The sequence below is a fragment of the Streptomyces sp. NPDC023838 genome (assembly GCF_040639555.1).
In the GTDB taxonomy this organism is placed as follows: Bacteria; Actinomycetota; Actinomycetes; order Streptomycetales; family Streptomycetaceae; genus Streptomyces.
Genome location: NZ_JBFAAD010000003.1, coordinates 258,769 through 283,777, shown reverse-complemented (window position 1 = coordinate 283,777; position 25,009 = coordinate 258,769). Strand labels below are relative to the sequence as shown.

The 25,009-nt window shown below is 69.4% G+C and carries 23 protein-coding genes and 2 tRNA genes; 11 read left to right on the top strand and 14 right to left on the bottom strand.

Annotated elements, in window-relative coordinates; all coding sequences use genetic code 11:
* Positions 1-126 precede the first annotated feature (126 nt).
* The gene (crgA, locus tag AB0G17_RS05585) at positions 127-384 is read left to right on the top strand and encodes a cell division protein CrgA (protein WP_101389137.1); all 258 of its coding nucleotides are present in this window, start codon (positions 127-129) and stop codon (positions 382-384) included.
* Between the two features lie 288 nt (positions 385-672).
* Here crgA and AB0G17_RS05580 read toward each other — a convergent pair whose 3' ends face one another.
* Together AB0G17_RS05580 and AB0G17_RS05575 are read right to left on the bottom strand one after the other, a co-directional pair.
* Positions 673-1,542: a rhomboid family intramembrane serine protease gene (locus AB0G17_RS05580; protein ID WP_361375906.1), complete on the bottom strand. Its 870-nt coding sequence runs from the start codon at positions 1,540-1,542 to the stop codon at positions 673-675.
* A 273-nt stretch (positions 1,543-1,815) separates the two neighbouring features.
* Entirely contained in the window at positions 1,816-2,349 is a 534-nt protein-coding gene (locus tag AB0G17_RS05575; RefSeq protein ID WP_361375903.1) for a peptidylprolyl isomerase, read from the bottom strand.
* 327 nt (positions 2,350-2,676) lie between these two features.
* On the opposite strand from AB0G17_RS05575, the gene AB0G17_RS05570 reads away from it, so the two are divergent.
* The gene (locus AB0G17_RS05570) at positions 2,677-3,369 is read left to right on the top strand and encodes a DUF5324 family protein (protein WP_361375900.1); all 693 of its coding nucleotides are present in this window, start codon (positions 2,677-2,679) and stop codon (positions 3,367-3,369) included.
* 78 nt (positions 3,370-3,447) lie between these two features.
* Here AB0G17_RS05570 and AB0G17_RS05565 read toward each other — a convergent pair.
* Positions 3,448-3,520, bottom strand: a tRNA-Ala gene (locus AB0G17_RS05565).
* A gap of 151 nt (positions 3,521-3,671) precedes the next feature.
* On the opposite strand from AB0G17_RS05565, the gene AB0G17_RS05560 reads away from it, so the two are divergent.
* Complete coding sequence (locus tag AB0G17_RS05560) at positions 3,672-4,220, top strand: DNA-binding protein (protein ID WP_361375897.1); 549 nt, start codon at positions 3,672-3,674, stop codon at positions 4,218-4,220.
* A 24-nt stretch (positions 4,221-4,244) separates the two neighbouring features.
* Entirely contained in the window at positions 4,245-5,696 is a 1,452-nt protein-coding gene (locus AB0G17_RS05555; RefSeq protein WP_361375894.1) for a serine/threonine-protein kinase, read from the top strand.
* A gap of 52 nt (positions 5,697-5,748) precedes the next feature.
* Here AB0G17_RS05555 and AB0G17_RS05550 read toward each other — a convergent pair whose 3' ends face one another.
* Both AB0G17_RS05550 and AB0G17_RS05545 read right to left on the bottom strand, forming a co-directional pair.
* Positions 5,749-7,149, bottom strand: coding sequence for a hypothetical protein (locus AB0G17_RS05550; protein WP_361375891.1), 1,401 nt, complete (start codon positions 7,147-7,149; stop codon positions 5,749-5,751).
* 143 nt (positions 7,150-7,292) lie between these two features.
* On the bottom strand, positions 7,293-7,427 hold the full coding sequence (locus AB0G17_RS05545; RefSeq protein WP_003958712.1) for a DLW-39 family protein: 135 nt from the start codon (positions 7,425-7,427) through the stop codon (positions 7,293-7,295).
* A 209-nt stretch (positions 7,428-7,636) separates the two neighbouring features.
* Between AB0G17_RS05545 and AB0G17_RS05540 the strand changes: the two genes are divergently transcribed.
* The gene (locus AB0G17_RS05540) at positions 7,637-8,026 is read left to right on the top strand and encodes a DUF6344 domain-containing protein (protein ID WP_361375888.1); all 390 of its coding nucleotides are present in this window, start codon (positions 7,637-7,639) and stop codon (positions 8,024-8,026) included.
* Between the two features lie 290 nt (positions 8,027-8,316).
* Here the strand turns inward: AB0G17_RS05540 and AB0G17_RS05535 are convergent.
* The 9 genes from AB0G17_RS05535 to dnaA all read right to left on the bottom strand — a co-directional run bounded on the left by AB0G17_RS05535 (position 8,317) and on the right by dnaA (position 20,912).
* Positions 8,317-8,390 (bottom strand) — tRNA-Ile (locus tag AB0G17_RS05535).
* Between the two features lie 110 nt (positions 8,391-8,500).
* A complete protein-coding gene (locus AB0G17_RS05530; protein ID WP_361375885.1) occupies positions 8,501-9,097 on the bottom strand; it encodes a DUF3566 domain-containing protein in 597 nt (198 codons plus the stop codon).
* Between the two features lie 87 nt (positions 9,098-9,184).
* Positions 9,185-11,797, bottom strand: a complete 2,613-nt coding sequence (gyrA, locus tag AB0G17_RS05525) for a DNA gyrase subunit A (protein WP_361375882.1) — start codon at positions 11,795-11,797, stop codon at positions 9,185-9,187.
* A gap of 44 nt (positions 11,798-11,841) precedes the next feature.
* A complete protein-coding gene (gene gyrB / locus AB0G17_RS05520; RefSeq protein WP_361375879.1) occupies positions 11,842-13,905 on the bottom strand; it encodes a DNA topoisomerase (ATP-hydrolyzing) subunit B in 2,064 nt (687 codons plus the stop codon).
* A 447-nt stretch (positions 13,906-14,352) separates the two neighbouring features.
* Positions 14,353-14,904 (bottom strand): DciA family protein, encoded by a 552-nt coding sequence (locus tag AB0G17_RS05515; RefSeq protein ID WP_101389148.1) that lies wholly within the window; start codon positions 14,902-14,904, stop codon positions 14,353-14,355.
* A complete protein-coding gene (gene recF / locus AB0G17_RS05510; RefSeq protein WP_361375876.1) occupies positions 14,901-16,022 on the bottom strand; it encodes a DNA replication/repair protein RecF in 1,122 nt (373 codons plus the stop codon). The genes AB0G17_RS05515 and recF overlap by 4 nt, the downstream gene beginning before the upstream one ends.
* 43 nt (positions 16,023-16,065) lie before the next feature.
* A complete protein-coding gene (gene gnd / locus AB0G17_RS05505; RefSeq protein ID WP_067162137.1) occupies positions 16,066-16,944 on the bottom strand; it encodes a phosphogluconate dehydrogenase (NAD(+)-dependent, decarboxylating) in 879 nt (292 codons plus the stop codon).
* Positions 16,945-17,065: 121 nt separating this feature from the next.
* Complete coding sequence (gene dnaN / locus AB0G17_RS05500; protein ID WP_361375873.1) at positions 17,066-18,196, bottom strand: DNA polymerase III subunit beta; 1,131 nt, start codon at positions 18,194-18,196, stop codon at positions 17,066-17,068.
* A 928-nt stretch (positions 18,197-19,124) separates the two neighbouring features.
* Complete coding sequence (gene dnaA, locus AB0G17_RS05495; protein ID WP_361375870.1) at positions 19,125-20,912, bottom strand: chromosomal replication initiator protein DnaA; 1,788 nt, start codon at positions 20,910-20,912, stop codon at positions 19,125-19,127.
* Positions 20,913-21,297: 385 nt separating this feature from the next.
* Here dnaA and rpmH point away from each other — a divergent pair, with 385 nt between their 5' ends.
* The 6 genes from rpmH (at position 21,298) to rsmG (ending at position 24,801) form a co-directional block, all read left to right on the top strand.
* Entirely contained in the window at positions 21,298-21,435 is a 138-nt protein-coding gene (rpmH, locus tag AB0G17_RS05490) for a 50S ribosomal protein L34 (RefSeq protein WP_006381191.1), read from the top strand.
* A gap of 18 nt (positions 21,436-21,453) precedes the next feature.
* Entirely contained in the window at positions 21,454-21,825 is a 372-nt protein-coding gene (gene rnpA / locus AB0G17_RS05485) for a ribonuclease P protein component (protein WP_361375867.1), read from the top strand.
* Positions 21,822-22,157: a membrane protein insertion efficiency factor YidD gene (gene yidD, locus AB0G17_RS05480; protein WP_361375864.1), complete on the top strand. Its 336-nt coding sequence runs from the start codon at positions 21,822-21,824 to the stop codon at positions 22,155-22,157. The genes rnpA and yidD overlap by 4 nt, the downstream gene beginning before the upstream one ends.
* Before the next feature lie 3 nt (positions 22,158-22,160).
* Positions 22,161-23,447, top strand: a complete 1,287-nt coding sequence (yidC, locus tag AB0G17_RS05475; protein ID WP_361375861.1) for a membrane protein insertase YidC — start codon at positions 22,161-22,163, stop codon at positions 23,445-23,447.
* A 14-nt stretch (positions 23,448-23,461) separates the two neighbouring features.
* On the top strand, positions 23,462-23,971 hold the full coding sequence (locus AB0G17_RS05470) for a R3H domain-containing nucleic acid-binding protein (RefSeq protein ID WP_361375858.1): 510 nt from the start codon (positions 23,462-23,464) through the stop codon (positions 23,969-23,971).
* A gap of 110 nt (positions 23,972-24,081) precedes the next feature.
* Positions 24,082-24,801 carry a 16S rRNA (guanine(527)-N(7))-methyltransferase RsmG gene (rsmG, locus tag AB0G17_RS05465; RefSeq protein WP_361375855.1) on the top strand — a complete coding sequence of 240 codons (720 nt, stop codon included), beginning with the start codon at positions 24,082-24,084 and terminating at the stop codon, positions 24,799-24,801.
* Positions 24,802-25,009: the final 208 nt, after the last annotated feature.

Below are 25,009 nucleotides of genomic sequence, written 5' to 3'. Positions count from 1 at the left end.
TCGGCGCCACGGAAGCACTACGCTAACGGACGCCTGGGGGCAGCAGTCATCCCCGGTTGCCCCTCCGCCGCCGCCCAGCCACAGTTCCCTGCGCGGTCACGCAGCGCATCGACAGGAGTGTTCCTCGTGCCGAAGTCACGTATCCGCAAGAAGGCCGACTTCACGCCGCCGCCGGCGGCGAAGCAGGCCACCGCCATCAAGCTGGGCAGCCGGGGCTGGGTGGCCCCGGTGATGCTGGCGTTCTTCCTGATCGGGCTCGCCTGGATCGTCCTCTTCTATGTGACCGAGGGCGATCTGCCGCTGAAGTCCTTCGGGAACTGGAACATCGTGGTCGGCTTCGGCTTCATCGCCGGTGGCTTCGGTGTCTCCACGCAGTGGAAGTAGCTCCTCCACAGCCTCCTCGTCAAGCCTTGCCCACAGGTTATCCACAACGCTATCCACACTGGGGAAAAGGTCAGACGATCTGTGGATAACCTCCGCCGTGTTGACGCCGGTGTGACTGCACTCTTCCACACCGGCCCACGGCCCGCCCCTTGTCCCTGCTGGGAAAACCCAGGTCAGCGACAAGGGGCACAGCTGTTCCCCACCGGATGCACAAGATCCGACACACACTGTGGACAACCTTGGGGGAAAGCCCGACTCCGTGTGCCCGCCCAGCTGGAGTCCGCCGGTTCAGGTGAGCGCGGCGGTCCGGGCTGTCACGATGACCAGGGCGGCCAGCAGGACCGCCGCGCACGTCCCCCACTGGATCAGCGCCCGGCGCTCCCGGGGCGCGTGGACCATCGCGTACGCCACCACCGTGCCGCCGACCAGGCCGCCGATGTGGGCCTGCCAGGCGATCCCGCCCCAGGGGTTGAACGTGATCACCAGGTTGATCACCAGGAGCGCGATCAGCGGCCGCATGTCGTAGTTCAGCTTGCGCATCAGTACGGCGGTGGCGCCGAACAGCCCGAAGATCGCCCCGGAGGCGCCGAGCGAGGGCGAGTTCGGAGCGGCGAGCCAGTACGTCAGCGCGCTTCCGGCGATCCCGGAGACGAAGTAGAGCGCCACATAGCGCACCCGGCCGAGCGCCGCCTCCAGCGGTCCGCCGATCAGCCAGAGGCTGAGCATGTTGAAGGCGATGTGCAGGGGGCCGCCGTGCAGGAACGTCGACGTCACCAGGCGGTACCACTGCCCTTCGGCGACGCCCTGGAGCGAGTCGAACCCGGGCGGGAGGGCCCGCCCCAGCATTTCGTACCGGTACTCGAACTTGTCCCCGATCACCTGCTGCAGCAGATAGCCGACCAGGTTGAGCCCGATGAGGATCTTGGTGAGCAGATGCGGGTCGCCGGGCGCGATCGTGGCGCCCGCCATCGTGCGCGGCTGGTTGGCCGTCGGCGCGTGGCCGGTGCCGGAGCCGCCACGGACGCACTCCGGGCACTGGAAGCCGACCGAGGCGCTGACCATGCACTCCGGGCAGATCGGGCGCTCGCAGCGGGTGCAGGTGATACCCGTCTGCACGCCCGGGTGCCGGTAGCAGCTCGGCAGGCTCGCCTGGTCCATCGGGCTCCTTGTACTCGGTGCGGGTGCTTGGCGGGGTGCTCGGTGCGGTGCTCGGTGCGGTGCTCGGTGCGGTGCTCGGTGCGGTGCTCGGTGCGGGCGCGGCAATCGCGCCGCCCCGCTCGTCACGTCATACGGACGAGCGGGGCGGTTTGGTTCCCCTCGAACGGGTGACCGTCGCAGACCCGGCCGGGCGCGGGGCGAGCGGGCTCAGTCCTCGCGTGGATTCAGCCCTCGCCCGGGCTCAGTCCTCGCGTGGATTCAGCCCTCGCGAACTCAGCCCTCGCGGGACTCGATGACGACCGACTCGATGATCACGTCCTGGACGGGACGGTCGGTGCGCGGGTTGGTCTGGGCGCCCGCGATGGCGTCCACGACCTTCTTGCCGGCGTCGTTGGCGACCTCGCCGAAGATCGTGTGCTTACGGGTCAGCCACGCGGTGGGGGACACCGTGATGAAGAACTGGGAGCCGTTGGTGCCCGGCCCGGCGTTCGCCATCGCCAGCAGGTACGGCTTGTCGAAGGACAGCTCCGGGTGGAACTCGTCGGCGAACTCGTAGCCCGGGCCACCGGTGCCGTTGCCCAGCGGGTCCCCGCCCTGGATCATGAAGCCGCTGATCACCCGGTGGAATACCGTGCCGTCGTAGAGCGGATCCGTGGTCTTCTTGCCGGTCGCCGGGTGGGTCCACTCGCGCTCGCCCTTGGCCAGCTCGACGAAGTTCCTGACCGTCTTCGGGGCGTGGTTCGGCAGGAGCCGGATCTCGATGTCCCCTTGGTTGGTCTTCAGGGTGGCGTAAAGCTGCTCGGCCACGGTCTGCCTTCCTTTGGTCTGCACTGACGTCCCACGATCCTCGCACGGAGGGCGCCGCGGCAAGGAAATGCCGCCGATCCCCGCCGAACAGACGCGCCCCGGGGTGAACCGTGGCATCGTCGAACGCGAGCTCTCCCCGCACCGCCCTCGCGCCCTCGTGCCGCGCATCACCCGAAGTCGCCCCGCATGACCCGGATGCCTTTCCGCGCATGCCGGGTACCCGTCCGACAGGCATGATTTCGAGATGGGTGGAAAGGCGACACTGTGCTCATTCCGGCGACAACCCACCGGACCGCCCTGAACCCCGCCACCAAGGAGGAGGATCACGTGACCCGCATGGACAGCGTGCGCGCCGCGACCGGCTCGGCGAAGGAGAGCGTGCTGCACGCCGCGGAAGTGGTGGCGCCCTACGCCGACTCGGCCAAGAACCAGGCCGCGCACTACGCGCACGAGACGCGCGTACGGCTCGCGCCGAAGGTGGCCAAGGCCGCCCAGCAGGCCCGCAGCCAGGCTCATCACCAGTACGGCTCGTATGTCGCGCCGCACGTGCCGCCGAAGGTCGACGAGGTGGCCCGGGAGGCGGCGGCCCGTTCCCGTCGCGCCGCCCGCCAGGCCGCCGACTACACGGCGCCCCGCGTCAGCCAGGCGGTCGCCGCCGCCCAGCCGGTCCGGGAAGAGGCGCTGGCCCGCTCCACGGCCGCCCTGGCGGCCCTGCGCGGCCAGATCACCCCGCGCCAGATCGAGAAGCTGGTGAAGAAGCAGCGGCGCCGGGCCCGGGCCGGACGCGTAGCCAAGTACCTCGTGGTCGCCGGCGTCCTGGCGGGCGGCGCCGTCGCCGCCTGGAAGTGGTGGGACAAGCAGGCCAACCCGGACTGGCTGGTCGAACCCCCCGCCCCCACCGAGGTCGCCGAGCCCACCCCGCTGAGCGCGGTCGACGGCAGCGGCTCCCTCGACCCGGAGGTTCAGGCCAAGGAGGCCGAGGAGGCCGAATACGACGACGAGCGCGACGGGAACCACTGACCCCGGCCCCCGGCCGTACACAACGAAACGGCGGGTGCCGTGGACCACTGGTCCACGGCACCCGCCGTCGTCTTGCTGTGGAGCCTAGGGGAGTCGAACCCCTGACATCTGCCATGCAAAGACAGCGCTCTACCAACTGAGCTAAGGCCCCGGAAAGGTGATGCGCAGACCAGAGTACCGGGTGGAACGGGGTATCCCGCAAAAGGATTGGGACTCCCGGTGGGCGACCACTCTCCGTAAGATGCTCGTCGGGGTTCGCGACAGCGAAGCGCCCCAATGGGGAAGCGATGGGGAGACGCGCAATGGACGCAACGCAGCAGGAAGCGACCGCAAGAGCGAGGGAGCTTCAGCGGAGCTGGTACGGAGAGCCGCTGGGGGCGCTCTTCCGCCGACTGATAGACGATCTCGGCCTGAACCAGGCCAGGCTCGCCGCCGTCCTCGGCCTGTCGGCCCCCATGCTGTCCCAGCTGATGAGCGGTCAGCGCGCCAAGATCGGCAACCCGGCCGTCGTCCAGCGCGTACAGGCCCTGCAGGACCTGGCCGGCCAGGTCGCCGACGGCAGCGTCAGCGCCGCCGAGGCCACCGACCGGATGGACGAGATCAAGAAGTCCCAGGGCGGCTCCGTCCTCACCAACACCGGCCAGGCCACCACGAGTTCGGGCGCTCCGACCGTGCGCCGCGTGGTGCGCGAGATCCAGTCGCTGCTGCGCTCGGTCGCCGCCGCCGGGGACATCATCGACGCCGCCGACACCCTCGCCCCGGCCCACCCCGAGCTGGCAGAGTTCCTCCGGGTGTACGGCGCCGGACGCACCGCCGAGGCGGTCGCCCACTACGAGGCGCACCAGAGCTGACGGCCATGGGGGCGGGGATGTCAGGTGGGTGAGGTCTTCGCCGGTCGGTACGAACTCATCGACCCGATCGGACGCGGTGGCGTCGGCGCCGTCTGGCGCGCCTGGGACCACCGCCGCCGCCGCTGCGTGGCGGCGAAGGTCCTCCAGCAGAGCGACGCGCACACCCTGCTGCGCTTCGTCCGCGAGCAGGCCCTGAGGATCGACCACCCTCATGTGCTGGCCCCGGCGAGCTGGGCCGCCGACGACGACAAGGTCCTGTTCACCATGGACCTGGTGACCGGCGGCTCGCTGGCCCATCTGATCGGGGACTACGGGCCGCTGCCGCCCCGGTTCGTCTGCGTGCTGCTCGACCAGTTGCTCGCGGGACTCGCCGCGGTGCACGCCGAGGGGGTCGTCCACCGCGACATCAAACCGGCCAACATCCTCCTCGAAGCCACCGGCACCGGACGTCCGCATCTGCGGCTGTCCGACTTCGGCATCGCGATGCGCAAGGGCGAGCCCCGGCTCACCGAGACGAACTACGTGATGGGGACGCCGGGGTACTTCGCGCCCGAGCAGATCACGGGCGCGGACCCGGACTTCCCGTCCGACCTGTTCGCGGTCGGGCTGGTCGCGCTGTATCTGCTGGAGGGTCAGAAGCCTGACGCCCGGGCCCTGGTGGAGTACTTCACCACGCACGGCACACCGGGGGCCCCACAAGGCGTCCCGGAGCCTCTGTGGCAGGTGCTGGCGGGTCTGCTGCAGCCGGACCCGCACGTCAGGTTCCGGACGGCCACGGGCGCGCGCAAGGCGCTGGCCTCGGCCGTGGAGCTGCTGCCGGAGGTCGCGCCCGACGAGGAGCCCGTCGAGGTCTTCGACCAGATCGGCCCGCTGCCGGAAGGTTTCGTACCGCGCGAGCTCCCGCCGGTCCTGCGGCATCCGCAGACGTCCGGAACGCCACGGCACCCGGCTCCGGCCCACTCCCCGGCCCAGCCCCCGGCCTTCTCCCCGCCCCCGTACGACGCGTCGCAGCAATCGCCGCACCTCGGGCGGGAGCAGCAGCAGAACCAGCCGCAGGACCAGCTACAGGACCAGCTACAGGACCAGTTACATCACCAACGGCCGCTGGCTGCTGACCCGTTGCCCGCGCCGTCAAGGCCGTCCACGGCGCCCACGGCGTCCACGGCGTCCACGGCGTCCACAACCAACGGATTCCCTCCGATCCCGCCCCCCTATCCGCCCTCGTACACACCCACGCCCGTCACCAAGAGGTACACCGGCCAAAGCGCGCAGGCTCCCACTCCGGCGCCACCGGCCTCCGGGCCGAGCGGTCCACCGCTCTCCGACCCCGTCCACCACCAGGTGCACACCCCCGCCGCCCCGCCCCCCTCGGCCCGGCACAAGCGGCCGGGACCGCCCCCGAAGGTGACCGTCCCGGTCCTGCTCCTCGCCCTGCTCTGCTTCGCCGTCGGCTTCTGGGCACTCAGCCAGGTCTGAACGCGGCTCCAGGGCGCGCGGCGGGTCTGAAAACGGCTGCTGCGCGCGCTCATCAGCCCGGCCTGACCGGCTGTTCCCGCCGTCGGGCCACCAGCGTCCGCACCCCGAGCCACACCACCAGCAGCGTGCCCGTCCCGATCCCGGCCGCCGCGAGCAGCCGCATCTTCGTCGAGCCGCCGTCGTGCCGACGGGGGGCCGCGGCCGGAGAGGAGGCGGGGGTCCGGCCGGTGGCCGCGAAGTCGGGCGCGGCCCCTTCGTACGCGGGCGCGGGCCGCGCCTCGCCCCGCACGCCCACCCGCAGCGTGACGGGGTACGTCCCGGGCCCGAGCGCCCGGGCGACCTTGGGGCTGAGGCTCACCGCCAGGTAGTAGTCGCCCCCGAAGCGCAGCGCGCCGACCGTGCCCCAGGTCGAGTTGCGGTTCTCGTACGCCACTGGCGCGAGCGGCTGCAAGGCGACGGACGCGGGCTTTCCGTCGTATCCCGTGTACGCGTCGACGACCGGGCCGAGCGCCGGGTTGTAGAGCTGGAGGTCGATGGCGGGGGCCACGTATCCGCTTCCGCCTCCGCCGGCGCGGCCCAGTTCGGCGGTGGCGAACACCTGCTGTCCCCAGCCGACCGGGACGCGGTAGAACAGCGTGCTGCCCGGCCGCAGGGTGTCGCGCCACGCGCCGCCGCTCAGCCGGGGCGCGTCGGCGAAGCCCGTACCGCCGCGGGCCGTGCGCGGGGCCGAGGAGGGCGCGGGTGGCGCGGCGGTCGACCAGTGCGTGGGCGGGTACGTCGGAACGTCGCCCGTGACCCTCGGCTCGCTCGTGTGCCGCAGCTCCAGCCCCCATTCGCCGGGCGCGGAGGCGGCGTCCCCGATCCGCTGGACCAACACGTTGTACAGGCCTGCCGCCTGACAGGACGTCCGTTTCCCGGTCAGGCCCCGTGAGACGTACGCGGCGATCGGCCTCGGGTACTCGGGCGAGCCGAAGAGCGCGCGGCCGGTGTCGCAGGTGTTGCCGTCGCGGTCCTGGAGCGTGAGCTCGATGCCGTCGCCGAAGGCGACCTTGGTGTCCGGCCTCGGTACGGCCACGGCCGACACATAGGCGTCTCCCGTGCCGCCCAAGTCGACCTGGAAGTAGGCCTTCGCGTCGGGCCCGACGGCCGACCGGTACACACCTCCGGCCGCCAGCCGCGGCGCGCCCTCGCCGGTCGCGGCGCCGGTGACCGGCTGGGCGCGCGGGTCGTAGCGGTAGGGAGTGTCAACACGCACGGCGCCGTCAGCACGCACGGCGCTGTCAGCACGCACGGCGCCGTCGGCACGCACGGCGCTGTCAGCGCGGTACGGACGGTGCGGCTGCGCCCCGTTCGCGGCTTCCGCCCCCTGCGCCCCCTGGCTCTGCAGTGCCGCCAGCGTGCACAGCGCGGCCACGGCGGCCGCGGCCCGGCCCTTCCCACGCTGGTTCGTCATCCCGCCGCGCCCCCTTCAATTTTGCTTCCGCAAGCCATTGATTTGCGCAGGTGAACCCGTGGGGGCGACTGCCCCGGCCACATGACAGCACAGAGCCCCGGCCGCGTCGGCGGCCGGGGCTCTGCAACTGGACTCTGTGGGGCTCACACACCCGAACCTGCGGGCACGGAGTCGGTCGCCTCCGTCCACAGGTCCTGCTCGGCGCGATCCGCCTGGATCTGGCGGTACACGAGGAGCCCGCCGATGGCGGCCAGTGCGACCAGGAGGAGCTTCTTCACCGCGCGACCTCGTCTTTCCTTGACGTAAGGGACCTCTGTCGCCCGACTATACACACCGATCGATATCAATCGGTGATGGTCCATCCGAGTGCAGTTCATCGGAAGATCCGCCCATAGCGGTGCGTCGCCCCTCGCTCGCCACCGCTCGTACACATCATGAGATACAACGCAAATCGGGCAACCCGAAACGGCACAGAAGCGAGGAAGTCATGGCAACCAGCAAGCTCACGACGTGGTGGACCGCACTCATCGGCGCGTTCGTCGCCCTCTTCTCCTTCCTCGGCCTGGCCGGCCAGGCCACCGCCGCCGCTTCCGTACCGCAACAGGGCGCCGTTCACCACCGGAGCGAAAAACTGGCTGCCGAGACGCCGAACGTGCGCTGGGCCCTGCCCAGTGCCTCGGCACTGCCACCCACGATGAAGCAGCGCATCCGCGCCGAGGCCCACGGCTCCTCGCCCTCGACCCGGCACCTGCCCACCGCCCATGACGAGAGCGAAGGCGGCGACGGCGCCCAGGGCTTCTCACGCGACGACTCCGCAGAAGAAGGGTCCGCCTCGGACGACGAGGCGCCAGCCCCGTCCTCGGCCCCGTCCCCCTGACCCCTCCCAGCTCCTGCCCGAGCTTGCGAGCCACGAGCCCGGCGACTCCCCCGAGTTGCCGGGCTTCTTCATGTGCGTACGTACGTCGCGTACGTACGTAGTACGTACGTAACAGGCCATGCCCCCGGGCCACGGCCCCGGGCCCCGCCCCACCAGCCCACCAGCCCACCGGCCGCCCGGCGCCGACGCCCCAGACCCTCAGCCCCCCAGGCCCGCGCCCGCGCCCGCGCCCGCGCCCGCCGCACAACGAAAAGGTCCCCGGACTCATCGTCCGGGGACCTTCTGCACTGTGGGGCTAACAGGATTTGAACCTGTGGCCTCATCCTTATCAGGGATGCGCTCTAACCAACTGAGCTATAGCCCCGCCGCGCTCTGCGGGGTGTCCCCCGCGCGCTGACCTCTGAAGATTAGCGCACGTGGGGGCCAGTCCCAAAATCGATAGCGGCGGCCGGTTTGAACTGCGGCAACCCGCGCTTACTCGTCCTCGGCCAGCGTGAGCTCGATGCCGCCCACGAAACCGGCCGAGAGGTTGTAGATGAACGCCCCGAGCGTCGCCAGCGCGGTGGCGAGCACCACGTCGATGACCGCGATCACCGAGGTGAAGATCAGCACGCGCGGCAGCGACAGGAAGGACTGCAGGTCGAAGCCGTTGGACTCGTTGGAGCCGGTGGCCTCGCTGATGGTCCCGCCCACGGACGAGAAGACGCCCATCGCGTCCATGACCATCCACAGCACGGCCGCCGCCACCACCGTGCACACGCCCAGCGCGATGGAGAGCAGGAAACTGACCTTCATCACTGACCACGGGTCGGCCTTGGCCACCCGCAGCCGTGCCTTGCGCGTACGCGGCGTCGTACGTGCCCCCGTGCGGGGGCGGCGGACAGTGGCGGAAGACGAGCCGCCGCCGCGCTGCTGACCGCCCTGCGTCCCGTTCTGGGACGGCGGGTAGGCCTGCGGCGGGTGGTACGGCTGCGCGGGGCCCGATGCGGACTTCTCGCGCTCGCCGGGCAGTGCCCCGGCGGCGTATCCCTCGTAGTCGGACCGGGCCTGAGGCCCGCGGGTGTCGGTCACCGTTACCCCCTGGGAGTCCGCGGCAGGGCCACGGGCACCGTTCGCTCCGGAAGCGGCCGATCCGGCGCCCGTGGCTCCACTCACGCTTTACTCCTCGTGCTCACCGGCCGAAGGCTCCGTGCCCTCGACTGCGGCCTCGGCAGACTCGCCCTCAGCCGCGTCGATCTCGGTCCCTTCGGGACCGTCGACCTCTTCAGCCTCGCGACCGGCCTCGGCGTTACGAGCGATACCGACGACGGCATCGCGCTTGCCCAGGTTGATCAGTTGGACGCCCATGGTGTCACGGCCCGTCTCCCTGACCTCGTTGACTCGCGTACGAATCACACCACCGCCGAGCGTGATGGCGAGGATTTCGTCCGTCTCCTCGACCACCAGCGCGCCGACCAGCGAGCCCCGGTCCTCGACGATCTTGGCGGCCTTGATACCGAGGCCACCGCGACCCTGGACGCGGTACTCGTCGACGGGGGTCCGCTTCGCGTACCCGCCGTCGGTGGCGGTGAACACGAAAGTACCGGGCCGGACGACATTCATCGAGAGCAGCTCGTCGCCCTCGCGGAAACTCATCCCCTTGACACCCGAGGTGGCACGGCCCATCGGGCGCAGGGCGTCGTCCGTCGCCGTGAAGCGGATGGACTGCGCCTTCTTGCTGATGAGCAGCAGATCGTCCTCGGCGGAGACCAGCTCGGCGCCGATCAGCTCGTCCTCGCCGCCGACCTCCGTTTCACGGAGGTTGATGGCGATGACACCACCCGATCGGGGCGAGTCGTAGTCCTTGAGCGAGGTCTTCTTCACCAGGCCGGACTTGGTGGCGAGGACCAGGTAGGGCGCCGCCTCGTAGTCGCGGATGGCGAGGATCTGGGCGATCTTCTCGTCCGGCTGGAAGGCCAGCAGGTTCGCCACGTGCTGGCCGCGCGCGTCCCGGCCGGCGTCCGGCAGCTCGTACGCCTTGGCCCGGTAGACCCGGCCCTTGTTGGTGAAGAAGAGCAGCCAGTGGTGCGTGGTGGAGACGAAGAAGTGGTCGACGATGTCGTCCTGCTTCAGCTTCGTGCCCCGCACGCCCTTGCCGCCGCGCTTCTGCGAGCGGTAGTCCTCGGTCTTGGTGCGCTTGACGTAGCCGCCGTTGGTGATGGTGACGACGATGTCCTCTTCGGCGATGAGGTCCTCGATGGACATGTCACCGTCGAAGGGCACCAGCTTGGAGCGCCGGTCGTCGCCGAACTTCTCGACGATCGCCGCCAGCTCCTCGCTGATGATCTGGCGCTGGCGCTCGGGCGAGGCGAGGATCGCGTTGTACTCGTTGATCTTCGCCTGGAGCTCGTCGTGCTCGGCGACGATCTTCTGCCGCTCCAGGGCGGCGAGCCGGCGGAGCTGCATCTCCAGGATCGCGTTGGCCTGGATCTCGTCGATCTGGAGCAGGCCCATCAGACCCTCGCGCGCGACCTCGACGGTGTCGCTGCGCCGGATCAGCGCGATGACCTCGTCGATCGCGTCGAGCGCCTTGAGCAGACCGCGCAGGATGTGGGCGCGCTCCTCGGCCTTGCGCAGCCGGAACTTGGTGCGCCGGACGATGACCTCGATCTGGTGCGTCACCCAGTGGCGGATGAACGCGTCCAGCGAGAGCGTGCGCGGCACGCCGTCGACGAGCGCCAGCATGTTGGCGCCGAAGTTCGTCTGGAGGTCGGTGTGCTTGTACAGGTTGTTCAGGACGACCTTGGCGACCGCGTCCCGCTTGAGCACGATGACCAGGCGCTGGCCGGTACGGGAGCTGGTCTCGTCCCGGACGTCGGCGATGCCGCCGACCTTGCCGTCCTTCACCAGGTCGGCGATCTTCTGTGCCAGGTTGTCGGGGTTGACCTGGTACGGAAGCTCGGTGACGACCAGGCACTGGCGGTTCTGGATCTCCTCGACCGCGACCACCGCGCGCATCGTGATGGAGCCGCGCCCGGTGCGGTACGCCTCCTCGATGCCCTTGCGGCCGACCACGAGGGCGCCGGTCGGGAAGTCGGGGCCCTTGATGCGCTCCATCAGCGCGTCCAGGAGCTCCTCGTGCGAGGCCTCGGGGTGCGCCAGGAACCACTGGGCGCCGTCCGCCACCTCGCGCAGGTTGTGCGGCGGGATGTTGGTGGCCATACCGACGGCGATGCCGGCGGAGCCGTTGACCAGCAGGTTCGGGAAGCGCGCCGGCAGGACCGTCGGCTCCTGGTTGCGGCCGTCGTAGTTGTCCTGGAAGTCGACGGTCTCCTCGTCGATGTCGCGGACCATCTCCATGGACAGCGGCATCATCTTGCACTCGGTGTACCGCATGGCGGCGGCCGGGTCGTTGCCCGGGGAACCGAAGTTGCCGTTGGAGTCGACCAGCGGCAGGCGCATCGACCAGTGCTGGGCCAGACGGACCAGGGCGTCGTAGATCGAGGAGTCGCCGTGCGGGTGGTAGGTGCCCATGACGTCGCCGACGACGCGGGCGCACTTGTAGAAGCCCTTCTCGGGCCGGTACCCGCCGTCGTACATCGCGTACAGCACGCGGCGGTGGACGGGCTTCAGACCGTCCCGCACGTCCGGCAGCGCGCGCGACACGATGACGGACATCGCGTAGTCGAGGTAGGAGCGCTGCATCTCCGTCTCGAGCCCGACGGGCTCGATGCGCAGGACAGGTTCTTCCTCGGTGGGCTCAGTGGTCGCGGGAGTGTTCTCGTCGGCCATTGCTGGTTCTCAAGTCCTTTCGAAGCGGTCAGCGACGGACCGACTCAGATGTCGAGGAAGCGGACGTCCTTGGCGTTGCGCTGGATGAACGAGCGCCGCGCCTCGACGTCCTCGCCCATCAGCACCGAGAACAGATCGTCGGCCTGGGCCGCGTCGTCCAGGGTGACCTGCCCGAGCACGCGGTGGTCGACATCCATGGTGGTGATGCGCAGTTCCTCGGCGTTCATCTCGCCGAGACCCTTGAAGCGCTGGATCGAGTCCTCGCGGATCCGCTTGCCGTTCTGCTTGCCGAGCTCCACGAGCGCGTCTCGCTCACGGTCGGAGTACGCGTACTCGAAGTCGTCCCGGCCCCACTTGATCTTGTAGAGCGGCGGGCGCGACAGGTACACGTGCCCGGCCTCGACCAGCGGCCGCATGAAGCGGAAGAGGAAGGTCAGCAGCAGGGTGTTGATGTGCTGGCCGTCGACATCGGCGTCCGCCATCAGAATGATCTTGTGATAGCGGAGCTTCTCGATGTCGAAGTCCTCGTGGACTCCGGTGCCGAAGGCCGAGATCAGCGCCTGGACCTCGGTGTTCTGCAGGATCTTGTCGATACGGGCCTTCTCGACGTTCAGGATCTTGCCTCGGATGGGCAGGATGGCCTGGTACATCGGGTTGCGGCCGGACTTCGCCGAGCCACCGGCGGAGTCACCCTCGACGATGAAGATCTCGCACTTCGTCGGGTCGTTGGACTGGCAGTCGGAGAGCTTGCCGGGGAGAGAGGCGCTTTCCAGCAGACCCTTGCGGCGGGTCAGGTCGCGCGCCTTGCGGGCGGCGACACGTGCCGTCTGCGCCTGGATGGCCTTGCGGATGATGTCCGCGGCCTCGTTGGGGTTCCGGTCGAACCAGTCGGTCAGGTGCTCGTGCACCACCTTCTGGACGAACGTCTTCGCCTCGGTGTTGCCCAGCTTGGTCTTGGTCTGGCCCTCGAACTGCGGCTCGCCCAGCTTGACGGAGATGATCGCCGTCAGACCCTCGCGGATATCCTCGCCGGAGAGGTTGTCGTCCTTCTCGCGCAGCAGCTTCTTGTCACGGGCATACCGGTTGACCAGGCCCGTGAGCGCGGCGCGGAATCCCTCCTCATGCGTACCCCCCTCATGCGTGTGGATGGTGTTCGCAAAGGAGTAAACGCCCTCGCTGTACTGAGAGTTCCACTGCATCGCGATCTCGGCCGAGAGCATGCGCTCCTTGTCCTCGGCCTCCACGTCGATCACGGTCGGGTGGATCAGATCACCCTTGCGCGAGTTGAGGTACTTCACGAAGTCGACGATGCCGCCCTCGTAGTGGTACGAGACCGAGAGCGCCCGCTGCTCTTCCGACTCCTCGGCCGAGTCCGCCCCGGAGACGGCCTTCGCCGACTCCCGCTCGTCCGTCAGCTTGATCGTCAGGCCCTTGTTGAGGAAGGCCATCTCCTGGAAGCGCCGCGCGAGCGTCTCGAAGGAGTACTCGGTGGTCTCGAAGACGTCCGGGTCGGCCCAGAACGTCACCGTGGTGCCACTGTCCTCGACCTGCTCGTGCTTGGCCAGGGGCGCGGTGGGGACGCCGAGCTTGTAGTCCTGCGTCCAGCGGTAGCCGTCGCGCTTGATGTCGACCGCGAGCTTGGTCGAGAGGGCGTTCACGACGGAGACGCCGACACCGTGCAAACCACCGGAGACGGCGTAGCCGCCGCCGCCGAACTTGCCGCCCGCGTGCAGCACGGTCAGCACGACCTCGACGGCCGGCTTCTTCTCCACGGGGTGCATGTCCACGGGGATGCCACGGCCGTTGTCGACCACGCGCACGCCACCGTCGGCCAGGATCGTGACGTCGATCGTGTCCGCGTGACCGGCGAGGGCCTCGTCGACGGAGTTGTCGACGACCTCTTGCACGAGGTGGTGCAGGCCGCGCTCACCCGTCGAGCCGATGTACATGCCGGGCCGCTTGCGGACCGCGTCCAGACCTTCGAGGACGGTGATGGCGCTGGCGTCGTACGAGGCGGTGACCTCGCCGTTCTCACCGACGGCAGCGGACGGGGTGTTCTCGTTGGGGTTGCCGGAATCGGCCACGAAGCGCCCTTTCTGGCACAGCACAGCCTTCCCCTGGGCAGACAGGAGCGGCTGCGTCGTTCAGCGATGGTCAGCGTCGGGCGGCGCCTTGGTGGGGCAGCGACCGACCGCGTCATTCGGTGGGTCCCGCGAGGAGGGCGGGATTATTGACCAGTCTACCGGTAGCGCCGACATGAATGGGGGTTTGCCGGTACCTGAGTCCGCATGTGCCGCCCTGAGCGGGCGCCTACCGACTCCCCATATCCAGGCAGGGGCTCTAAGAGCCTCACACGGGCATTCAGCGCTTCGGCCTGTCAACCTCCGGCTACCGTGAGGGACGCCTCACCCGTACCACCCGGTTTCCTGGCGCGCGGCAGCCGTCGACGGACGCTACGGAGGCCCGCCAACAGGCGGTACCTGGCCGGTTCTTCGAGCCAGGGCGGTGGTTCCACGAGCCGCGACGGGCTCCGGGGCGTGCGCGCACGCCCCGCCTCACCCGTACGTGTCGCCCGGCCCCGTGCTCCCCGGAGCCCGCAGGCGTCCGTACCGCGTGGGCGGGCCGCCCGGGCCCAGGACCTTGATCATCCGGACCGTGCCATGGCCCAGATCCGCGTTCAGCCGGGCCACCAGCTGGGGCGCGAGCAGGCGCAGCTGCGTCGCCCACGCCGTGGAGTCGCACTGCACGGTGAGCACCCGCTCGTCGGGGTCCTCGTCGTAGCGCAGCGGGACGCAGTGGTTGGCCAGGTCGTCGCCGACGATCTGCGGCCAGCGGCCCATCACCCCGCCGACGGCCGCCGGGGTCTCCCAGCCGCGCTCGGTGATCAGCCGGTTGATCGCGGCGCCCAGCGGCTGCGGGTCGCGCCCGTCCGCCCGCGCGCCAGAACGCAGGCCGCCGCCCCGGCGGGCCTGCTTCTTCTGCTGCGCGGCGGCGCCCCGCGCCTTGGCCTGCTCCTTGGCGGCGCGCAGCGCCACGCGCGCGAGGTCGACGCCCGAGGACTCGGGAACCTTGGGCACCGGCGTCTCGTTACCGGAGTGCTCGCTCATACCCGCGCCACCTCTCCCGCGGCGACCTCGTACCGGGCCCCCGCGAGGACGCCCGGCACATCGTCGTCCACGGCCGCCGTCACCAGCACCTGCTCGCCCGGAGCCACCAGCTCCGCCAGCCGTTCGCGGCGCCGGGCGTCCAGCTCCGCGAAGACGTCGTCCAGGACCAGCACGGGCTCGTTGCCCTCGGCCCGCAGCAGGTCGTACGAGGCGAGCCGCAGCGCCAGCGCGTACGACCAGGACTCGCCGTGGCTGGCGTACCCCTTGGCCGGGAGCTGGCCGAGCTTGAGCAGCAGGTCGTCGCGGTGCGGCCCGATCAGCGTGACGCCCCGCTCGATCTCCTGCTTGCGTACGTCGACGAGCGCGGCCATGAGCTGCCCGTACAGGTCCTCGCGGGCGGTGGCCTCGCCCTGGGCCGACGGCTTGTACTCCAGAGCCACCGGGCCGCCGCCGGGCGCCAGCTGCTCGTACGCCTTGTCCGCGAGCGGCTGGAGCGTCGCGATCAGGTCGAGCCGCTGGGCGAGCAGCTCCGCGCCGGCCCGCGCCAGGTGCTGGTCCCACACGTCGAGCGTCGACAGGTCCATGCCACGGCCGCCGTGCCGCCGGGCCATCGCCGCCGACTTCAGCAGGGTGTTGCGCTGCTTGAGGACGCGGTCGTAGTCGGAGCGCACGGCCGCCATGCGCGGCGAGCGCGCGGTGACCAGCTCGTCCAGGAACCGCCGCCGCTCGCCGGGGTCGCCCTTGACCAGCGCCAGATCCTCCGGCGCGAAGAGCACGGTCCGTACTATCCCCAGCACGTCACGCGGTCTGACCTGCGAGGATCGATTGATACGAGCCCGGTTCGCACGGCCCGGGTTGAGCTCCAGCTCGATGAGCTGGGAGCGCTCGCCCTGGGTCACGGCCGCGCGGATGACCGCCCGTTCGGCGCCCATGCGTACCAGTGGCGCGTCCGAGGAGACCCGGTGGCTGCCGAGGGTCGCCAGATAGCCGACCGCCTCGACGAGATTGGTCTTGCCCTGGCCGTTGGCGCCCACGAAAGCGGTGACGCCCGGGTCGAGCGGAACCTCGACCCGGGCGTACGAGCGGAAGTCGGCCAGCGAGAGATGCGTGACGTGCATGGTGGTGCGCCGACCTCCCCCGGCCCTGCCAACAGCCTGTGGATTACTTCTTGGACTCGACCGCGTGGCCGCCGAACTGGTTGCGCAGCGCCGCGATCATCTTCATCTGCGGGGAGTCGTCCTGCCGGGACGCGAACCGCGCGAACAGCGACGCGGTGATCGCGGGCAGCGGAACGGCGTTGTCGATGGCCGCCTCCACGGTCCACCGGCCCTCGCCGGAGTCCGCGGCGAAGCCACGCAGCTGGTCGAGGTGCTCGTCCTCGTCGAGGGCGTTGACCGCCAGGTCCAGCAGCCAGGAACGGATGACCGTGCCCTCCTGCCAGCTGCGGAAGACCTCGCGCACGTCGGTGACGGAGTCGACCTTCTCCAGGAGCTCCCAGCCCTCGGCGTAGGCCTGCATCATCGCGTACTCGATGCCGTTGTGGACCATCTTGGCGAAGTGGCCGGCGCCGACCTTGCCCGCGTGGACCGAGCCGAACTCGCCCTCGGGCTTGAGCGCGTCAAAGACCGGCTGGACCTTCGCCACGTTCTCGGCGTCGCCGCCGTACATCAGCGCGTAGCCGTTCTCCAGGCCCCAGACGCCACCGGAGACGCCGCAGTCGACGAAGCCGATGCCCTTGAGGCCCAACTCGACGGCGTGCTTCTCGTCGTCGGTCCAGCGCGAGTTCCCGCCGTCGACGACCACGTCGCCGGGGGAGAGCAGCTCAGCCAGCTCGTCGATGGTCGACTGCGTCGCGGCACCGGCCGGGACCATCACCCAGACCACGCGCGGGCCCTTGAGCTTGCCCACAAGCTCCTCGAGGCTGTGGACATCGGCGACGTCCGGGTTGCGGTCGTAACCGATGACGGTGTGGCCTGCGCGGCGAATCCGCTCGCGCATGTTGCCGCCCATCTTGCCGAGGCCGACGAGACCGAGCTCCATCACATGATCCTTTGACGTTGTGGCATTCGTACCCGTGTCCGAGACTACGCCCGGACACGGGCACACACCTGTGGGGTCGGCCGCTCAGACGAACACGGTCCCGCCCAGGTCAGCCGGGTGGTCAGCCGGAGAGCCGCACCGGCATGATCAGGTACTTGTACGCGTCGTCCGCCTCGGCGTCGAGCGCGGGCTTGCCGCTCAGCAGCGCCGGCTTGGTCGAGGTGGTGAAGGAGAGCTGGGCGACCGGCGAGTCGATGGCGCTCAGGCCGTCGAGCAGGAAGGTCGGGTTGAAGGCGATCGAGATGTCGTCGCCCTCCAGGTGGGCGTCCACCCTTTCCACAGCCTGTGCGTCGTCGCTGGAACCGGCCTCCAGGATGAGCACGCCCTGCTCGAAGCTGAGGCGGACCGGCGTGTTGCGCTCGGCGACCAGGGAGACGCGCTTGACGGCCTCGACGAAGGGCGCGGTCTCGATCACCGCGACCGAGTTGAACTCGGTGGGGAACAGCGTTCGGTACTTCGGCAGGTCGCCTTCGAGCAGCCGGGTGGTGGTGCGGCGGCCGGCGCCCTCGAAGCCGATCAGACCCTCACCGGCACCGGAGCCCGACAGGGCGAGGGTGACCGTGTCACCGCTGGTCAGGGCCTTGGCGGTGTCCAGGAGCGTCTTGGCGGGCACCAGGGCGACGGCGGAGGCGTCCGGGTTCTCCGGCTTCCACAGGAACTCGCGGACCGCGAAGCGGTAGCGGTCGGTCGAGGCCAGGGTGACCGTGTCGCCCTCGATCTCGATCCGGACGCCGGTCAGCACCGGCAGGGTGTCGTCGCGCCCGGCGGCGATGGCCACCTGGGCGGCGGCGGAGGCGAAGACCTCACCGGGAACGGTGCCGGTCGCGGTCGGCATCTGCGGCAGCGCCGGGTACTCCTCCACAGGCAGGGTGTGGAGGGTGAAGCGGGAGGAGCCACAGACCACCGTCGCCCGTACACCGTCTGTGGAAATCTCCACCGGGCGGTTGGGCAGGGCGCGGCAGATGTCTGCGAGCAGGCGGCCGGAGACGAGCACCGTGCCGTCCTCGTCGACCTCGGCCTCGACCGAGACCCGCGCCGAGACCTCGTAGTCGAAGCTGGAGAAGCTGAGGGCGCCGTCCTCCGCCTTCAGAAGAAGGCCCGCAAGCACCGGCGCGGGCGGACGGGCCGGGAGGCTGCGGGCCACCCACGCCACCGCCTCCGCGAGAACATCGCGCTCCACCCGGATCTTCACCGGAACCGCCTCCTGCTGTTGCTGGCTCGCCCTGCTGGCTTTCGTCGTCGGCTGTATCGCCGGGGACCAGTCTGACGTACGGCACTGACACTCGGTGCGAGTCGGGGTCAAGTCGTGGCGAGAGGTCCGGGAGGCGCCGGGCCCGAGTTGTGCACAGGCCCCACTTCGAAGCGAAATCCCAGCTAACTCTAAGTGGGAGTAGTAGTAGGGCCTGTGGAAACCGTGGATAACCCCGTTTTCGCAGGTCAGACCCGTTTTTTTGTCCACCGAGCCTGTGGGTGGAGCCCGTGGACAACTCACCGGTTCTGTGGACGCCCGAAAGTTCTGCACACCCGATGCACAGGCAGGGCCCACTTCTCCCCAGAGCTGTCCCCAGCTTTACCCAGGTTCCCCACAGCCCAACCGGCCTCGTTGGTGTGACGGCTTTCACTCGACCCGGTGATCGGGGGTGTTGCGTTGCCGAACAGTGGACAGCGCTGTGGAGAAGCTGTGGGCAACATGCCCCAGCCTGTGGGCCGCCGGTGGACAACTTTGACCACAGGCTGTGGACAGAGATTTCGTCCACAGCCTGTGGAGCACGCTCGCGCACAAATCCACAAGTACCTGACCTGGGGTGATGGAGTATCAGGGCGTCGGCCTGTGGAAGCAATCTGGACAACGGGACAGTCCCCAGGGTGTGGACGGGGAAAAGTGCCCGGATCTGTGGAGAACCCCCTCTGACCGGCGCGTATTCGAACACCGGGAGCCCGGGCCGGGCCGTGCGGACCGGTCGCGCAGGGCCGTACACAGGGCGTGGACGACGCCGTACGGAGGCTTGGGCGAGGGCGTACGGGAGGTACAGGAGGCCGTACGCGGGCTTGTGGGCAACAGAAAGGGCGCCCGGGACGTGTCGTCCCGGACGCCCTGAGAGGCTCTGTGAGCGCTCCGCTCAGCCGTTCTTGATGCGGTTGGTGAGCTCGGTGACCTGGTTGTAGATGGAGCGCCGCTCGGCCATGAGCGCGCGGATCTTGCGGTCGGCGTGCATCACCGTCGTGTGGTCGCGGCCGCCGAACTGTGCCCCGATCTTCGGCAGCGAGAGGTCGGTGAGCTCGCGGCACAGGTACATCGCGATCTGGCGGGCCGTCACCAGCACCCGGCTGCGCGAGGATCCGCACAGGTCCTCGACGGTGAGCCCGAAGTAGTCGGCGGTCGCCGCCATGATCGCGCCGGCCGTGATCTCGGGCGCCGAGTCCTCGCCGCCGGGGATCAGGTCCTTCAGCACGATCTCGGTGAGCCCCAGGTCGACCGGCTGCCGGTTGAGCGACGCGAACGCCGTCACCCGGATCAGCGCGCCCTCCAGCTCACGGATGTTCCGCGAGATCCGGGACGCGATGAACTCCAGCACCTCCGGCGGGGCGTTGAGCTGCTCCTGCACCGCCTTCTTACGGAGGATGGCGATGCGCGTTTCCAGCTCCGGCGGCTGCACATCGGTGGTCAGACCCCACTCGAAACGGTTCCGCAGCCGGTCCTCGAGCGTCATCAGCTGCTTGGGCGGCCGGTCCGAGGAGAGCACGATCTGCTTGTTGGCGTTGTGGAGCGTGTTGAAGGTGTGGAAGAACTCCTCCTGTGTCGACTCCTTGCTCGCCAGGAACTGGATGTCGTCGACCAGGAGGATGTCCACGTCCCGGTACCGCTTGCGGAAGGTGTCGCCCTTGCCGTCGCGGATCGAGTTGATGAACTCGTTGGTGAACTCCTCGGAGCTCACGTAGCGCACGCGCGTGCCGGGGTAGAGGCTGCGGGCGTAGTGCCCGATGGCGTGCAGCAGATGCGTTTTGCCAAGACCCGACTCCCCGTAGATGAAGAGCGGGTTGTACGCCTTGGCCGGCGCCTCGGCGACGGCTACGGCCGCCGCGTGCGCGAACCGGTTCGAGGAACCGATGACGAACGTGTCGAAGAGGTACTTGGGGTTGAGACGCGCGTGCGGCTCGCCCGGGCCGCCGGGCTGGGCCGCCGAGGACGACGAGGGGCCGCCCATCGGGCGCGGGGCGCCGCCGCCCGGCTGCGGGCCGCCGTGGTGCTGCTGGTGCTGCTGGGACTGCGGCTCGGGCAGCTCGTGGCGCTCGTGGCGATCCGGGCGCTGCTGCTCGTACGACTGCGGCTGCTGCTCGTACTGCGGGCGCTCGGGCATCTGCGGCTGCCGGTAGTCGTGCTGCGGCTGCTGCGGGCGGGCGGTCGCGTACGGGTCGCGCTCCTGGAAGCCGCCGAGGCGGGGCTGCTGCCAGGACATGTCCTCCTGGGCGCGCGGCCAGGCGCCGGGCTCGGGGCGCTGCTGCTGGTAGTCCGGGTAGGCGGGGCGCACGGTCGGCAGGCCGTCGTCGGCCGGGCGGCCGTAGGCGTCGTCCTGGTAGCGCGGGGGCTGCTGCTGGGGCGGCGCGGACTGCGGGCCGCCGCCGGGCGGCTCGCCCACCGAGTCGTCGACGGTGATCGCGATCCGGATCGGGCGGCCGCACTCACGGCTGAGCGTGTCGCTGATCAGCGGGGCCAGGCGGCCCTCCAGGACGCGCTTGCCCCACTCGTTGGGGACGGCGAGCAGCGCGGTGTCGGCGACCAGCGCGAGCGGCTGGCAGCGCTCGATCCACTGCTTGTCCTTGGGCTCGATGCCCTGCTGGCCCTCTCCGAGGAGCTGCTCCAGCACTCGTGGCCACACTGCGGCAAGATCGGCAGGTACGTCAGCCACAAGGCACGCTCTCTCGCAGGTCCCACGAATGTGTGGTTCTCGGGACGGGATGGAAGGACAGGCAAGGACAGAAAGGAAAAGAGTCGGGGTCGAGCCACGGTAGTCGCGGCGACTGACGTGGTTCAAGTTGTTGTCCACAGGCTGTGCACAGTGGGCCCCGTGAAGAGGCTGGTTTGACCGGATGGCGTAGCCGCGCGTACCGTAACCAGGTCGAGTTGTCGATGGCTGCTGCCGCCTGCCTCCGATGGGCAAAGATCACGGTCTGTGATCGTGAAGCGGTGCACTCGGGCGTATTGCGAGCTTCGTGTATTGCGAGCTTCTCGTGGGCGCACGGTGACAGCCAGGCGATGTCCCGCCACCACCGAATCATTTCTGGAGCCCCCGAGTGAGCAAGCGCACCTTCCAGCCGAACAACCGCCGTCGCGCCAAGACCCACGGCTTCCGCCTGCGGATGCGTACCCGTGCCGGCCGCGCCATCCTCGCGAACCGTCGTGGCAAGGGCCGCGCGAGCCTGTCCGCCTAATCGCATACAGGTCATGACGTGCTGCCTACCGAGAATCGGCTGAGGCGGCGCGAAGACTTCGCGACCGCGGTACGCCGAGGACGCCGGGCCGGTCGCCCGCTCCTCGTCGTCCATCTACGTAGCGGTGCACAAGACCCGCACGCGCCTGGGGAGAGCGCTTCCCCGACGCGTGCGGGTTTCGTCGTCAGCAAGGCCGTGGGTGTGGCGGTCGTCCGCAACCTGGTGAAGCGCAGGCTTCGCCATCTGATGCGCGATCGGCTGTCCCAGCTGCCCCCCGGTAGCCTGGTGGTCGTACGAGCATTGCCCGGCGCGGGCGATGCCGATCATGCACATCTGGCCCGAGACCTGGACGCCGCCCTTCAGCGGCTGCTGGGAGGGGGTGCGCGATGAAGTACCCGCTGCTGGCCCTGATCAAGCTGTACCAGTGGACGATCAGCCCGCTGCTCGGGCCCGTCTGCAGGTACTACCCGTCGTGTTCCCACTACGGATTCACGGCCATTGACCGGCATGGCGCGGTGAAGGGCACGGCACTGACCGCCTGGCGCATTCTGCGGTGCAATCCGTGGTCGCCCGGCGGCGTGGACTACGTCCCCGAACGCAAGCGTCCTCGTTGGCACGAGGCGCTGCGCAACGCCTGGCGCGGCGACAAGGGCGGGCACGCCGCCGCTGAGACCGAGCCCAGCCCGGCCGCAGAGACCTCGCCCAATGCTCAAGGAGCCTGATTAGTGGACACGATTGCCAGTCTGTTCAGCTTTATCACCTGGCCTGTTTCCTGGGTCATCGTCCAGTTCCACCGGTTGTATGGCGCGATCTTCGGGCCGGACACGGGCTGGGCCTGGGGACTGTCCATCGTGTCCCTGGTGGTGCTGATCCGGATCTGTCTGATCCCGCTCTTCGTGAAGCAGATCAAGTCGACCCGGAACATGCAGGCGCTCCAGCCGAAGATGAAGGCGATCCAGGAGCGCTACAAGAGCGACAAGCAGCGTCAGTCCGAAGAGATGATGAAGCTGTACAAGGAGACGGGCACCAACCCGCTCTCCTCGTGCCTTCCCATCCTGGCGCAGTCGCCGTTCTTCTTCGCGCTGTACCACGTGCTGTCGGGCATCGCGAGCGGCAAGACCATCGGCGTCATCAACCAGCCGCTGCTCGAGAGCGCCCAGAAGGCGCACATCATGGGCGCCCCGCTGGCCGCCAAGTTCACGGACAGCGCCCACAAGGTCGAGAGCCTGGGCGCCACGCTGACCGACGTCCGCGTCGTGACCGCGATCATGATCGTGCTGATGTCCGCCTCGCAGTTCTTCACCCAGCGCCAGCTGATGACGAAGAACGTGGACCTCTCGGTGAAGACGCCGTTCATGCAGCAGCAGAAGATGCTGATGTACGTCTTCCCGGTCATGTTCGCCGTGATGGGCATCAACTTCCCCGTCGGTGTCCTCGTCTACTGGCTGACCACCAACGTGTGGACCATGGGCCAGCAGATGTACGTGATCAACCAGAACCCGACGCCGGGCTCGAAGGCGCAGGCCAGCTACCTGGAGCGGCTCAGCAAGAGCATCGCCGCCCACAACGAGGTCCGCGGCAAGCGCCGTCGCACCGTGGTCCAGGCGATCGTGGCCAAGGGCCCGGACCGCAACGACAACGAGCGCAAGTTCATCACCGGCCTGGCCAAGCAGGGCTACGCGGCCCAGGCGGACGGCAACGTGGTGAAGAGCGAGACCGCCGTGGCCGAGGCGGAGAGCGGCGCGGCCAGGCGGCAGCAGCCCAAGCGCCTGACCAAGGCCCAGCGCCAGTCCGGTGCGACCGCCGCGCAGGGTGGCGGCGAGGGTGAGGAGCCGGCGAAGACCTCGCTGGACAAGGGCACGGCGGACGAGGACACCGCGGCGAAGCAGGACGCGCCGCAGAACGCCAAGTCCAAGACGGCGGGCAAGCCCGCCTCCGGTACCGCACGCAGCAAGGCCCAGTCCGGACAGCGCAAGGGTCAGCAGCGGCCCAAGCACCCGTCCAAGAAGTAAGAAGGAGTCCATCCGTGACGGAAGGCACCACCCCGGCCGCCGAGGGTGTCGACACCCTGTCCCGCCTGGAACAGGAGGGGGAGATCGCCGCCGACTACCTTGAGGGCCTGCTCGACATCGCCGACCTGGACGGCGACATCGACATGGATGTCGAGGCGGACCGTGCCGCGGTCTCCATCATCAGCGACGCCGGCAGCCGTGACCTGCAGAAGCTCGTCGGCCGTGACGGTGAGGTGCTGGAGGCGCTCCAGGAGCTGACGCGCCTGGCTGTGCACCGGGAGACCGGCGACCGCAGCCGCCTGATGCTGGACATCGCGGGCTTCCGGGCCAAGAAGCGCACGGAACTGTCCGAGCTGGGTGCCAAGACCGCGGACGAGGTCAAGAGCTCCGGCCAGCCGGTGAAGCTCCAGCCCATGACCCCGTTCGAGCGCAAGGTCGTGCACGACGCGGTCGCCGCCGCCGGTCTGCGCAGTGAGTCCGAGGGCGAGGAGCCGCAGCGCTTCGTCGTCGTGCTCCCCGCCTGAGCGGTCCATCGCTTTCTCGGCCCCGTCTGTTCGCAGACGGGGCCGATCTTTGTCAGCCTGATAGTCAGCCACCCCAGCGCGGGAAGCGCGGTACGGAAGGACGGTCCCCCGTGACGGAGGCAGCAGCAGAGCTTCCCCAGGCGCCCGAAGAGGCTCGCGCGGTATTCGGCGAGTACTTCCCGGAAGCCGTCCGGTACGCCGAGCTGCTCGCGGACGCGGGAGTCAAGCGCGGCCTGATCGGTCCGCGTGAGGTGCCTCGCCTCTGGGAGCGCCACCTGCTCAATTGCGCCGTGCTCTCCGAGGTCGTCCCCGAGGGCGTCACGGTCTGCGATGTCGGCTCCGGCGCCGGTCTGCCCGGTATCCCGCTGGCGCTGGTGCGCCCGGATCTGAAGATCACGCTCCTTGAGCCGCTGCTGCGGCGCACCAATTTCCTCCAGGAAGTCGTGGAGCTGCTGGGCCTGGACCATGTGACCGTGGTGCGCGGCCGGGCCGAGGAGATGCTGGGCAAGGTGCAGCCGGTGCATGTGGTCACGGCTCGCGCGGTGGCCCCGCTGGACCGGCTGGCCGGGTGGGGTGTGCCCCTGCTGCGCCCCTACGGCGAGATGCTGGCGCTCAAGGGCGACACCGCCGAGGAGGAGCTCCTGGGTGCGCGGGCCGCGCTGAGCAAGCTCGGTGTGGTGAACACCTCAGTGCTGCACGTCGGTGAGGGCATCGTGGACCCGCTGTCCACGGTGGTGCGGGTCGAGGTCGGGGAGAGCCCGGGCGGTGTGAGGTTCGCCGCCAAGCGCGCCAAGGCAGCCAGGACCGGCCGTACCAGGCGCCGCCGCTGACCCGCAGGGCCCGCCGAGGGGCGGATGCTCCATAGAAGGCGCGATACGTACGCATTTCGGAGTGTCGTAACGATCTGACCGCAGGGCGCGTGCATCGTGTTTCACGTGAAACGTCGCTCTCTGCTGCATGGAATCATCAGCCGCGGCCGTAACGCCGCGCCGCGCGACCGCAAGCCCTTGGGCGGGGCCTTGGAGTCCCCTTCACGGG

Bases quoted from the DNA above. Each gene is read 5' to 3' on its own strand.
- yidD (WP_361375864.1), top strand. From the start codon at position 21,822: ATGAAGTACCCGCTGCTGGCCCTGATCAAGCTGTACCAGTGGACGATC.
- gnd (WP_067162137.1), bottom strand. From the start codon at position 16,944: ATGGAGCTCGGTCTCGTCGGCCTCGGCAAGATGGGCGGCAACATGCGC.
- gyrA (WP_361375882.1), bottom strand. From the start codon at position 11,797: ATGGCCGACGAGAACACTCCCGCGACCACTGAGCCCACCGAGGAAGAA.
- recF (WP_361375876.1), bottom strand. From the start codon at position 16,022: ATGCACGTCACGCATCTCTCGCTGGCCGACTTCCGCTCGTACGCCCGG.
- AB0G17_RS05540 (WP_361375888.1), top strand. From the start codon at position 7,637: ATGGCAACCAGCAAGCTCACGACGTGGTGGACCGCACTCATCGGCGCG.
- AB0G17_RS05560 (WP_361375897.1), top strand. From the start codon at position 3,672: ATGGACGCAACGCAGCAGGAAGCGACCGCAAGAGCGAGGGAGCTTCAG.
- AB0G17_RS05515 (WP_101389148.1), bottom strand. From the start codon at position 14,904: ATGAGCGAGCACTCCGGTAACGAGACGCCGGTGCCCAAGGTTCCCGAG.
- AB0G17_RS05580 (WP_361375906.1), bottom strand. From the start codon at position 1,542: ATGGACCAGGCGAGCCTGCCGAGCTGCTACCGGCACCCGGGCGTGCAG.
- AB0G17_RS05550 (WP_361375891.1), bottom strand. From the start codon at position 7,149: ATGACGAACCAGCGTGGGAAGGGCCGGGCCGCGGCCGCCGTGGCCGCG.